We start from the raw sequence: 12,044 nt of genomic DNA on the forward strand, positions 1-12,044 counted from the left end.
CGGCGTCGACGATGACGATGTTGCCGCCGCTGGTGTTGTTCTTCTTCACGCAGCGCACGTTCATGGAGGGGATCACACTGACGGGGATTAAGGGATGACCATAGACTACGAGCTTCTCGATCGGCTGCGAGGCGGATTGATCGTGTCCTGTCAGGCTCTGGAGGGAGAGCCGTTGCATGGCAGCGAGATCATGGCGCGAATGGCCGTTGCTGCTCGCATCGGAGGGGCGGTTGGGATCCGTGCCAACTCACCGGAGGATGTGGCCGCCATCCGCGCCGCGGTGGATTTGCCCATCATCGGGATCTACAAGGTGCAGGAGCCTGGTTTTGAGGTGTACATCACCCCGCGACTGGAGCACGCCCGCGCGGTGTTGGAGGCTGGGGCGGATATCGTGGCGGTGGATGCCACGGCCCGGCCGCATCCCGAGGCGGAGGATGGCGCCGCGTATATCCGCCAGCTAAAGGCGGCCCTGTCCTGTCCCATCATGGCCGACGTCTCGACGGTGGAGGAGGGCGTGGCGGCCGCGGAGGCCGGGGCCGACCTGGTGGCCACCACCATGTCCGGGTACACGCCGTATAGCGTCCAGCGTAAGGCGCCTGATCTGGAGTTGATCCGGGCCCTGGCCGCCCGGCTGTCCGTTCCCGTGATCGCGGAGGGACGCATCCGCTCGCCGGAGCAGGCGGTGGCCGCTCTGGAGGCGGGCGCCTTCGCCGTGGTGGTGGGAGGGGCCATCACCCGCCCGCAGGAGATCACGCGCTGGTTCGTGCAGGCGATCCGACGATCAGGTCATCGCCCGTTCTGAGGGGGTGTTGGTGGACTTCCCCCATGGTATGTGTTGGAGGAGGGGAGGCGCAATCTCGGCGATCTCGGTACGGGATGTCAGTCTTCCGTGGAAGCGCCTGTTCGAGATGGGCTACTGGATTGAGGTTCGCTTCGCGGACGATTGAGCGGCGAGCCATCGTGATGCCCCCAGGAGGCGGTCACAGCCGCCTCTTTTGCTTTATGGGCGTGCTTCGGCCTCCGAGGGGAATGGCGTCTGATAAAGACTGCCTTTGTCAATCGTCTGGAAAGTTGGTATAATGCCATCAACCCGGTCCCGGATCGGCCTTCGTTCGCCGGAGCAACCACGTGATCGAAAGCGTTGATGGCAGGCTGTATATCATCGGGAAGCCTCCCGAGCCTACGCGCTCCGTTTTGCGTGATCTTTTCGTACGCCTGGCTGAAGAGGCTGGCGGGACGCCCAATCCGGAGCCGCGCCTGACCATTCAGACCATCTATGGCCTCCACCTGGCCGAGGTCGTGCAGGAGCGGGTGGAGACGATCGTCCGTGATCTGCCCCCGATTCATGTGCGCGCGGGGGGGCTGATCGCCTTCGCGCTGCGCACACCGCATCAGCGCCTGGTGATCCCGGTAGAGAAGACGCCCACGCTGCGGTATATCTACCAGGCCATCGCCGAGGAGGTTACGGGGCTGGGTGTGTCCACCCAGCCCTTTAACCTGGAGACGTGGCAGCCTCACATGACGGCCGTGGAGGGGGATTGGGAGGACGCGGAGGCCGTGGCCCGCCAGCTGGCCCCTCAGGTCCCGGATGTCCAGTTCATCATCGATCGCCTGTGGATGAGCGTGCAACGGGCGCCCGGCGTCTGGATGGAGCTGGGCATCTGGCCGTTGCGGGGCAGGCTGCCCGAGGAGCCGACCGATCACGGGGCATAGCAGCGGAGCGATAGATGGACCAGGCGCCCAGTAACAAACAGATCGCCGCGCTGTTACGGCGTATCGGTGGCATCCTGGATATCCTGGGTGAGAACCGATACAAGATCATGGCCTATCGGCGCGCGGCCGACAGCATCGAGTCGTTGCCACGGGACCTGGCCGACTACTGGCGAGAAGGCCGTCTGCGTGAGATCCCGGGCATCGGCGAGGCTCTGTCCGAGAAACTGGACGAGCTGTTGCGCACCGGGCACATGAGCTATCTGGAGAAGCTGGAGCAGCAGGTGCCGCCCGGTGTCGTGGATATGTTGGAGATCCCGGAGGTCGGCCCCAAGACGGCTCGCCTGGTGTGGGAGAAGCTGGGCATCACATCCGTTCAGCAGTTGAAGGCAGCCGCCGAGGCCGGTCAGTTGCGCCAGCTGCCCGGCATGGGAGCCAAGACGGAACAGCGCATCCTGGCCGGCATCCAGGCGTTGGAGCGTCGCAGTCGGCGCATCCCCATCGGCGAGGCGCGCCCCGTGGCGTTGGCCCTGCTCCGAGGGCTGATGGAGGGGATCCCCTCGTTGTCCCAGGCGACCGTGGCCGGGTCCCTGCGACGCTGGCGGGAGACCATCGGCGACTTGGACCTGCTGGCCGCGGCGGAGGACCCGGAGCCGGTGATGGAGGTCTTCGTGGGGCTTCCGGATGTGGCCGAGGTGATCCTGCGTGGGACGACGAAAACCTCCATTCGCACCCGTGATGGCCTGCAGGTCGATCTGCGCGTCGTCCCGCCCGAGCGATGGGGCACCGCGCTGCAGTATTTCACCGGATCTCAGGCGCACAATATCGCCCTGCGGGAGCGGGCGTTGAAGTTAGGGTTCAGCCTGAGCGAGTACGCGTTGAAGCGGGATGATGGTAGTGAGCTGCTGTGTTCGGAGGAGGAGTCCGTTTACGAGGCGTTGGGGCTGCCATGGATCCCACCGGAGCTGCGCGAGAACCGGGGTGAGATCGAAGCAGCCGCCGAGGGCCGGTTGCCGAGGCTGATCGAGATGGGCCATCTCCAGGGGGAGCTGCACGCGCATTCCACCTGGAGCGATGGCACGGCGACCATCGAGGAGATGGCTGAGGCGGCCCGGGCACGAGGATATCGCTATCTGGTGATCACCGATCACAGCGAGAGCCTGGGTGTCACCGGTGGCCTGACCGTGGAGCGATTGCGGGAGCAGCGGGCGGAGATCGATCGTCTGAACGAGCGCTGGTCCGATTTCCGCCTCCTGCAGGGCGCCGAGGTCGAGGTGCGGGCGGATGGCACCCTGGATTATCCGGACGAGGTCCTGGCGGAGCTGGATTGCGTGGTCGCCTCGCTGCACACCGGGCTGCGTCAGGATCGGGATCAGATCACCGCTCGTGCTCTGGCCGCGATCCGGAATCCGCACGTGGACGTCCTGGGGCATCCTTCGGGGCGTTTGCTGGGGCGCCGGGAGGAGAGCGCCGTCGATCTGGAGGCGGTGTTGCAGGCGGCCGCCGAGACCGGCGTCGCCATGGAGGTCAACGCCCATCCGTCCCGGCTGGACCTGGATGATGTGCACGTGCGGCGGGCTATCGAGCTGGGCGTGCCGCTGGTCATCAATTGCGATGCACACAGCCCGGCCGACTTCGACTTCATCGAGTATGGTGTGGCAACCGCCCGTCGGGGGTGGGCAACGCCTGACTGTGTGTTGAACACCCTGTCGCTGGACCGCCTGGAGCAGTGGCTGCGGAGTCGCGGCGGCAGAGGCTGATCTCGGAGATCGTCACTCTCAGGTTGTCGTCAAGTTGAGGAGGATGGCATCATGACCGATGAACTCCGCACGCCCTCGTCCCCACCGGATGACGAGCCGCGAGGGGGGGCATGGGAGGGCCCCGCCTTCGAGACGGACGCGGACCCGGATTGGGAACCTGAGTCCCAGTCCATGTACGATCCTCCGGAGGAGCGCCACCTGGGACGGGAGATCCCCTTGTGGGCGATCGGCGCCATTGCCCTGGTGATCGTCGCCATCGTGGCCCTGGCGTTCTCGGTGATCGGCGGGGGAGGGAAGCCCGAGGGGACGCCTACCCCCGATCCCACCGCGTTGGCCCGGCTGGAGGCTCTGGCGGCCACGCCCACGCCGGTGCCGCCCACGCCCACTCCCACGCTGACCCCCACGCCCGAGCCGAAGCTGGCCGTCGGACGGAAGGCGGTGGTCACCGGTAGCGAGCCGGAAGGCCTGTTGTTGCGAGGAGGGCCGGGGCTGGAGAGCGCCGCGAGGGTCATCCTGCGGGATGGGACCCTGTTGGAGTTGCTGCCTCAGCCCGGGGATGTGACCGGCGAGTACCCGGTGGAGATGGATGGCTACACCTGGTGGCGGGTGCGGGTCCTCAGCGGTCCCGATGAGGGGCTGTCGGGCTGGGTGGCGGCCGACTGGCTGGAGCCCGTGATGGAGGATGCCACGCCGGCATCTTCGTCTCAATAGCCCATAATCTTGCACATGCAGGGCGCGCCCGTGGCGGCTGGGGCCGGCGGGCGCGCTTGCCCGTTGTGCGGGGGTGATCCATGAGCGAATCTGTGGCCGAGCGCATCGCCCGTCTGCGCGAGTTGATCAACTACCACAACTATCGATACTACGTGCTGGATGATCCGGAGATCAGCGACGCGGAGTACGACGCGCTGGTCCGGGAGTTGCGGCGCCTGGAGGAGGAGCACCCGGAGCTCATCACGCCCGATTCGCCCACGCAGCGGGTCGGCGGGGAGCCGCTGGATCGCTTTGAGAAGGTGGAGCATCCGGTGCCGATGCTCAGCCTCTCCAACGCGTTTGGCCCCGATGAGCTGAGGGCCTGGCGGGATCGGACCTTGCGCCTGCTCCCGCCTGAGATGGCCGACCGGCTGGCGTACGTGGTCGAGCCGAAGATCGACGGACTGACGGTGGTGCTTCACTACCAGGATGGCCTGTTCGTTCTGGGGGCGACGCGCGGGGACGGCTACGTGGGCGAGGATATCACCGCCAACCTGCGCACGGTGCCCGCCGTGCCGCTGCGCATCCCGGTGGTGAAGGATGGGCCGCCGCCGCGTCGGCTGGTGGTGCGGGGCGAGGCGTACATGCCCCGGGATGCCTTCGAGCGTATGAACGCCGAGCTGGCCGCTCGTGGCGAGCGAACCTTCGCCAACCCACGCAACGCCGCCGCCGGATCCCTGCGTCAGCTCGATCCGCGCATCGCCGCCTCTCGCCCGCTGAGCCTGTGGGCCTATCAGGTGATCATCGTAGAGGGCGGGGAGACGCCGCGCTGTCAATGGGAGGCCCTGGACTATCTGCGGCGGCTGGGGTTCCCGGTAGATCCGCACGCCAGGCGCTTCGATGATTTCGAGGCGGTGGTGCAGCATTGTGTGGAATGGGAGTCGCGTCGTCACGAGCTGAACTACGACATCGACGGCCTGGTGGTCAAGATCGACGATTTCGAGATCCAGGAGCGACTGGGGGCCGTGGGCAACGCGCCCAGATGGGCCATCGCCTATAAGTTCCCCGCCGAGGAGGCGATCACGCGTCTGCTGGATATCCAGGTCAACGTCGGTCGCACGGGGACGCTGAACCCCTACGCCATCCTGGAGCCGGTACGGGTGGGAGGCGTGACCGTACGCAACGCCACGTTGCATAATGAGGATTACATTCGGGAGAAGGACATCCGCATCGGCGATATGGTGGTGGTGAAGCGGGCGGGCGAGGTCATCCCCCAGGTGGTTCGGCCCGTGGTGGAGCTGCGCACGGGCGAGGAGCGCGAGTGGCATATGCCCGATCGCTGTCCCGCGTGCGGGGAGCCGGTGGTGCGCCCGGAGGGGGAGGTGGCCTACTACTGCGTCAACGCCGCCTGCCCGGCTCAGCTCGTGCGCCTGGTAGAGCATTTCGTCTCCCGCGGCGCCATGGATATCGAGGGGATGGGCAGCAAGCAGGCCGAGCTGTTCGTGAAGAAGGGGCTGATCCGCGACGTGGCGGACATCTTCTATCTGAAGCCTGAGCAGCTGCTGGAGTTGGAGGGGTACAAGGAGAAGCGGGTCCAGAACCTGATGCGGGCGATCGAGGCGGCCAAGAATCGCCCGTTGGCTCGTCTGATCACCGCGTTGGGGATCAAGTTCGTGGGCAGCACGGTGGCGGAGATCCTGGCCCAGCACTATCACTCCATCGACGCCCTCATGCAGGCCTCCGAGGAGGAGTTGACCCAGATCGAGGGGATAGGCCCCAAGATCGCCAAGAGCATCGTGGACTGGTTCTCTCGCGAGTCCAACCGGCAAGTGATCGAGAAGTTGCGGGCGGCCGGGGTGCGGATGGCCGATGAGGTGCCAGAGGTGCCGGAGGAGGGGGCTCGCCCGCTGGAGGGCAAGACGTTCGTGATCACGGGGACGTTGCCCACCATGAGCCGGCAGGAGGCCACCGAGTTCATCGTGCGTCACGGCGGCCGGGTGACGAACTCCGTCAGCCGCCGGACTGATTATCTGGTGGTGGGGGCCTCGCCGGGCAGCAAGCTGCAACGGGCGCAGGAGTTGGGGGTTCCTATCATCGACGAGGCTGGGCTGTTGAAGCTGGTGGAGCAGGGACAGGTCGCTGAGAAGGGGGAATAGGGCGCACCCGTTGGCTTCTCCCCCGTGTGCCGGATGAGCGGGCACATCTGATCGAGGGGTGCGCGATCCAACAGGAAGAGGTTGTCAAAACGCTTATGGTTGCGAACCGGCATGAGTTCTCTGAGACGATCGTATTGGAGGGGCATATCATCGACTCGTTGATCCTGACTCGGGTGATGGACTCCATTATGGACCTGGGTGGGGATTTCAACGTGGAGGAGATCCGGGTGGGGCGGCACAAGCAGGAGCCCAGCTACGCCCGGCTGAGGGTCTTCGCGGACAGCGAGCCGCAGATGCGCCAGATCCTGACGACGCTTCAGGAGTTCGGCGCGGAGATCGTGGATGGCGGCGATGTGCGTACCGAGCCCGCCCCAATCGACGGCGCGGCGCCGGATGACTTCTACTCGACCACGAACCTGCCGACGCAGGTGCGGTTGCATGGCCACTGGGTGGACGTCGAGGGGACGGAGATGGACCTGGTGATCGTCGTGGACCGCGAGCGAAGCCGGGCGTGGACGTGCCCCATCGCCGAGCTCAAGGCGGGCGATCAGGTCGTTGTCGGACACGAGGGGGTTCGCGTGTTCCCCATGGAGCGCGAGCGGGAGCAGGAGGTCTTCAGCTTCATGCGGTCCACCGTCTCGTCCGAGCGACCCAACGCGCTGGCCATCGCTCAGGTCGCCCAGGTCATGCGTGATCTGCGGGAGCAGGGGGGACGGATCCTGTTCGTGGTGGGCCCGGCCATCATTCACAGCGGCGCGGGCGTGCATCTGGCCCGCCTGATCCGTGGCGGGTATGTGCAGGTGCTGTTCGGCGGCAACGCCGTCGCCGTACACGACGTGGAGTCGCAGCTGTTCGGCACCTCATTGGGGGTGGATCTGCGCACGGGACTGCCGGTCCCGGGGGGGCACCGCAACCACATGCGGGCCATCAACGCGATCCGCCGGGTGGGGTCGCTGGAGAAAGCGGTGGAGACCGGGTTGTTGCGCTCGGGGGTGATGTACGAGGCGATCCGCCACGGCGTGCAGATGGTGCTGGCGGGCTCCATACGGGACGATGGCCCCATGCCCGGCGTCGTCACGGACGTGATCGAGGCGCAGCGGCAGATGCGGGAGGCGCTGCGAGACGTGGAGATGGCGATCATGGTGGCCACCATGCTGCACTCCATCGCGACCGGGAACCTGTTGCCGGCCCACGTCAAAGTGGTGGTCGTCGATATCAACCCGGCGACGGTGACCAAGCTGGCCGATCGGGGGAGCTTTCAGGCTGTGGGGATGGTCACCGATGCGGAGCTATTCCTTCGGGAACTGGTGGAGGAGCTGGCCCTGCCGGAATAGCGGCGGCGCCTTTCATCGGCAAGAGTCTGAGAGAAGGTAAGGAAGGAACATGTTCGACAAGCAAAGGATACCCGTGCAGTGTCCGAACTGCCGCACTTCGTTCACGGCCGAGGTGCATCGCATCATCGATGTGAGCAAGGATCCGAGCCTGAAGCAGCAGCTCCTGGCCGGGCAACTGAACATGGCGACCTGCCCCTCGTGTGGCATGCCCATCGCGTTGGCGGCTCCCATCCTGTATCATGACCCCTCCAAGGAGTTTCTGGGCGTGTTCGTGCCCGCTCAGGCGAACCTGACGAACCTGGAGCAACAGCAGCGCATCGGCGAGCTGACCAACGCGCTGATGAACTCCCTGCCGCCCGAGCAGCGCAAGGCCTACCTGTTGCAGCCCAAGCAGTTCCTCACGCTGGAGAGTTTGATCGACGCGATCCTGGAGGCGGACGGGATCACCCGCGAGATGCGGGAGGCCCAGCGCGAGCGGTTGAACCTGCTCCAGCGGCTGGTCCAGGCCGTCGGCGATGAGGAGCGGTTGCGGACGATCGTCGCCGAGAACGACGAGAAGCTGGACGAGGACTTCTTCGCCCTGGCCAGCGTGCTGGCCGAGAGCGCTGCCGCCCAGGGCGATATGCGCTCAGCGCAGCAGATCTCCGCGTTGCTGGATAAGCTGATGGATATGACCACGTTGGGACGCCGCATTCGGGCTCAGCAGGAGATCCTGTCCGGGCTTGATGAGAGCACCACCCGTGAGGATATCCTGGAGCGGCTGCTCAACGCGGAGGAGGAGTCGGCTATCGAGGCGTTGGTGGCCGTGGCCCGCCCGCTCATGGACTATTTCTTCTTCCAGGCGCTCGCGGAGCGAATCGAGCGGGCGGAGAAGCGGAAGGATCGAGAGGAGAGCCAGCGGCTGCGCGCCCTGCGCGATCGTATCCTGGAGATCCAGCGCCGGCAGGACGAGGCCATCCAGGCGATCATCGATCAGGCCTCGCAGTTGTTGCAGGCGGTGCTGGAGAGCGACGACCCGGTGACCCTGTTGCGCTCCCGCAAGGACGAGATCAACGAGACGTTCATGAACATTTTGCGGGCCAACATCGACGCGGCCGAGCGACAGGGCGCGGCCGCGGCCGCTCGGCGCCTGCGGGAGGTCTGGGAGATGGCGGTGGAGCTCCTGGAGGAGGACCTGCCGCCCGATCTGCGTCTCATCAACCGGCTGTTGCGGGCGGAGTACCCGGATGGCACGCGGCAGCTCCTCATGGAGAATCGCGAGGATCTGGACGCGGAGCTGGTGGAGTCCATGCGGGTGATGGCCGAGTCCATGCGGGCGCAGGGGCAGGAGGCGCTGGCCAAGCGGCTGGATGACATCCGGGCGCAGGCCACGCTCATGCTGTAGCCTTTTACCGTGGTGACGTCCCTTCGGCTGCGATCCGTTGAGAGGCCCCGGTCGGGAGATCGGGGCCTCTTGATTCATCCCCTGTCCCCCAGATAGCCAAGAGGGGACAGATTCTGTTCTCCTCCCGTTGGGCGGCTGAAGAAAGCCGTTGCTTCTGCTATGGGGAGGCCCGGAGGGGCGAAGTCCCTCCGGAAAAAGCCCTTCTCCCGCCTCCGATCTGCCCGGCTTTGGCCCAGGCCTTGTGGAAAGGGTCAAGAAAGGCAGGTGTAGGCTGGAAAAGTGGGATTTCCGTGGGATCTCCTCTCTACGCCTCCCCCTGTGGAGCTGGTAGCTGCGGGAGACCCTCAGACACCTGGCCGGTGAACGTTCAGGTGCTCTTTCAGGCGGGGTGCGATGGGTTCGGCGCGGGGAGCATCGATCGGGACCGTTTCGCCTCGATCAGCTCCTGATACAGTTGGAGGATGCGCTCCGTGGTGCGCGTGATGGAGTATCGCTGGCTGCTTTCCCGGGCCCCCTGTGCCAGGCGCTCGCGCAGATCGTCATCCTGGAACAGGCGCGCCATCTTCAGGGCGAAGGCGGCCGGGTCCTCCGACGCGAGCAGGCCGTTGTATCCGTGCTCGATGGTGTCTGCGATCCCGGGGGAGCGGATGCCCAACACCGGCAGCCCGGCGGCGAGCGCCTCCAGCACGGTGAGGGGGTGGACCTCGCTGGTGGAGGCGGTGGCGAAGAAGTCGCCCAGGATCAGGTAGCCCGGCATCTCCTCGTAGGGCACCTGCCCGGTGAAGTGCACGCGTGTCCGGATCCCCAGCTCGTTTGCCAGCGCCCGATACTCCTCCAGCTGCGGCCCGCTGCCGATCAGCAGCAGGTGGGCGTCGTCCACTTCCTCCACTACGGGCGCGAAGGCGTGCAGCAGGAAGGCGACGTTCTTCTCCCCGGCCATGCGGCCGACGAATACCGCCACCCGGGCGTGCTCCGGGATGCCCACGTCCGCTCGCGTGTGGCGGATCTTGGGGTGCAGGAACGCCTCCACGTCGATGCCGTTGGGCACGATCTCGATGCGGCATCGCGTGCCCCAGGATCGTAGAAGGTCGTAGATGCCACGGGAGGGCGCGATGACCAGGTCACACCATTGCGTGAAGGTGGGGAAGAACGTCTCCAGGAACGTCTCCGAGAGGGAGGGCGGGAGCAGGGGCAGATACTGTTGGGCGTACAGGTCGTAGCGCGTGTGGTTAGTGAACACGACCGGGATGCCGTTGCGCTGGCCGATGGCCGCGGCGATGATGCCGCTCAGGAACGGGTGTTGCGCGTGCAGGATGTCCATGCTCTGCAGGAGGCGCCGGGTACGTCGATCGTAGCCGAAGCTCAGGTGATAGCCCGTGTCGGAGATGGGGATCGCCTTGGACCGCACAACCCGGGGCTCGTCGTCCTGGTAGTCGGTATGCCCGGGGGTGAAGACCCACGCTTCGTGGCCGCGGCGCTCCAGCTCTCGCTTGTGCAGGCTGATGAAGTTGGTCACGCCGTTCAGCACGGGTTTGTAGACGTCCGTGAGTAGAGCGATGCGCATGATCTCCTCCCCCGATGGGTGCGGCGTGGTGGCGGGCGCTCCTGTGCGCATGGAGGATGGCCTTGCCTTGTAGAGAACGGGCCCCTGCGACGGAGCAGCGGCCGTGTGCCCTTTTCACGATGCCATCGTGGGGAGTATAACATGGGCGGCGGGGAGGCAACAAGGCGGGCAACCTACGCCCCGCCCCGGTTTTTCCGATGCTCCGCCGTCGCCATGCCAGGGGCTTGGGATGGGGAGCATCGGCCGCGGTGAATCGTTGCCTGGCCCACGCGGCTGTGCTAGAATGCATGCGGCATATGCGACGTCGTGAGATGAGGGGGAGAGGGGATGCAAGCGGAGATCGTTTCCATCGGGACGGAGTTGTTGCTGGGCGAGATCGTGGATACCAACGCGACCTTCATCGCCCGCCAGCTGGCCTCCATCGGGTTGAATCTCTTCTTCAAGACTACGGTGGGGGATAACGCCGAGCGCATCGCATACGTGTTGCGGCAGGCTATGGGGCGGTCGGACATCATCATCACCACGGGAGGGCTGGGGCCCACCGTGGACGATGTGACCCGGGAGGGCGTGGCGTTGGCGGTGGATCGGCCGCTGCGGGAGAGCGAGGAGGCGCTGCGGCAGATCGAGGCGTTCTTCATCCGGCGAGGCCGTTCGCTGAGCGAGAACAACCGTCGCCAGGCGCGCATCCCGGAAGGCGCGACGGTGATCCCCAATCCGGTGGGCACCGCCCCCGGCTTCATCGTGGAGCATCAGGGACGGATCATCATCAGCCTGCCCGGAGTGCCGCGGGAGATGGAATACCTGATGCGGGAGTCGGTGATCCCGTTCTTGCGAGAGCGCTTGCATACCGGGGAGACCGTGATCAAGAGCAAGGTGCTGCGCACGTGCGCCATCGGCGAGAGCAGCATCGATGAGCGGATCAGCGATCTGATGCACTCGTCGAACCCCACGGTGGGACTGGCGGCCCACGTCGGGCAGACGGATATCCGGATCACGGCCAAGGCGCACAGCGAGGCCGAGGCCGATCGGCTGATCGCGGACATGGAGGCTCGTGTGCGGGCCCGGGTGGGGAAGTACATCTACGGCACCGGGCGTGAAACGTTGGAGGAGGTGGTGGCCCGGCTGTTGGCCGAGCGCGGTGCGCAGGTGAGCGTGATCGAGAGCAACACGGCGGGAGAGCTCGCCCGGCGCCTGTCGGAGGCCTCGGGCGAGACGGCGGTGGTGCGGGCGGCCATGGTCGTCCAGGACGATGCGTCCGGGCTCCGTGCGTTGGGAATCGAGCTGCCCACCGCCGGAGATTACGTGTTCAGCGCGGAGGAGACGGAGAGGCTGGCTCGGGCGTGGCGTCAGCAGACCGGCGCCGCGTACGGGCTGGCGGTTCTGGGCAGTATGGGAGAGGAGGAGGGGTTATATAGCGAGCGCACCGGCTATACCCACATCGCCGTG

At 66.1% G+C, this 12,044-nt stretch carries 10 protein-coding genes; 9 read left to right on the forward strand and 1 reads right to left on the reverse strand.

The features are described from left to right. The 8 genes from GXP39_03485 to GXP39_03520 form a co-directional block, all read left to right on the forward strand. Positions 1-98, forward strand: a 98-nt coding sequence (locus GXP39_03485; GenBank protein ID NOZ27102.1) for a carbohydrate ABC transporter permease, incomplete at its 5' end; no start/stop codon positions are given. Continuing rightward, the gene (locus tag GXP39_03490) at positions 95-802 is read left to right on the forward strand and encodes an N-acetylmannosamine-6-phosphate 2-epimerase (protein ID NOZ27103.1); all 708 of its coding nucleotides are present in this window, start codon (positions 95-97) and stop codon (positions 800-802) included. The genes GXP39_03485 and GXP39_03490, both read left to right, overlap by 4 nt. Positions 803-1,128: 326 nt before the next feature. Further along, positions 1,129-1,713, forward strand: coding sequence for a 2'-5' RNA ligase family protein (locus GXP39_03495; GenBank protein ID NOZ27104.1), 585 nt, complete (start codon positions 1,129-1,131; stop codon positions 1,711-1,713). Between the two features lie 14 nt (positions 1,714-1,727). After that, entirely contained in the window at positions 1,728-3,470 is a 1,743-nt protein-coding gene (gene polX / locus GXP39_03500) for a DNA polymerase/3'-5' exonuclease PolX (GenBank protein ID NOZ27105.1), read from the forward strand. A 51-nt stretch (positions 3,471-3,521) separates the two neighbouring features. Further along, the gene (locus GXP39_03505; protein NOZ27106.1) at positions 3,522-4,181 is read left to right on the forward strand and encodes a hypothetical protein; all 660 of its coding nucleotides are present in this window, start codon (positions 3,522-3,524) and stop codon (positions 4,179-4,181) included. An 80-nt stretch (positions 4,182-4,261) separates the two neighbouring features. Further along, positions 4,262-6,316 carry an NAD-dependent DNA ligase LigA gene (gene ligA / locus GXP39_03510; GenBank protein ID NOZ27107.1) on the forward strand — a complete coding sequence of 685 codons (2,055 nt, stop codon included), beginning with the start codon at positions 4,262-4,264 and terminating at the stop codon, positions 6,314-6,316. A gap of 95 nt (positions 6,317-6,411) precedes the next feature. Further along, on the forward strand, positions 6,412-7,650 hold the full coding sequence (locus tag GXP39_03515; GenBank protein NOZ27108.1) for a TIGR00300 family protein: 1,239 nt from the start codon (positions 6,412-6,414) through the stop codon (positions 7,648-7,650). A 49-nt stretch (positions 7,651-7,699) separates the two neighbouring features. After that, the gene (locus tag GXP39_03520) at positions 7,700-9,034 is read left to right on the forward strand and encodes a hypothetical protein (GenBank protein ID NOZ27109.1); all 1,335 of its coding nucleotides are present in this window, start codon (positions 7,700-7,702) and stop codon (positions 9,032-9,034) included. 379 nt (positions 9,035-9,413) lie between these two features. Here the strand turns inward: GXP39_03520 and GXP39_03525 are convergent, their stop codons facing one another. Next, on the reverse strand, positions 9,414-10,598 hold the full coding sequence (locus GXP39_03525; protein NOZ27110.1) for a glycosyltransferase family 4 protein: 1,185 nt from the start codon (positions 10,596-10,598) through the stop codon (positions 9,414-9,416). Positions 10,599-10,925: 327 nt separating this feature from the next. Between GXP39_03525 and GXP39_03530 the strand changes: the two genes are divergently transcribed. After that, a partial coding sequence (locus GXP39_03530; protein ID NOZ27111.1) for a CinA family nicotinamide mononucleotide deamidase-related protein occupies positions 10,926-12,044 on the forward strand: 1,119 nt, incomplete at its 3' end.

This window comes from Chloroflexota bacterium (assembly GCA_013152435.1).
In the GTDB taxonomy this organism is placed as follows: domain Bacteria; phylum Chloroflexota; class Anaerolineae; order DUEN01; family DUEN01; genus DUEN01.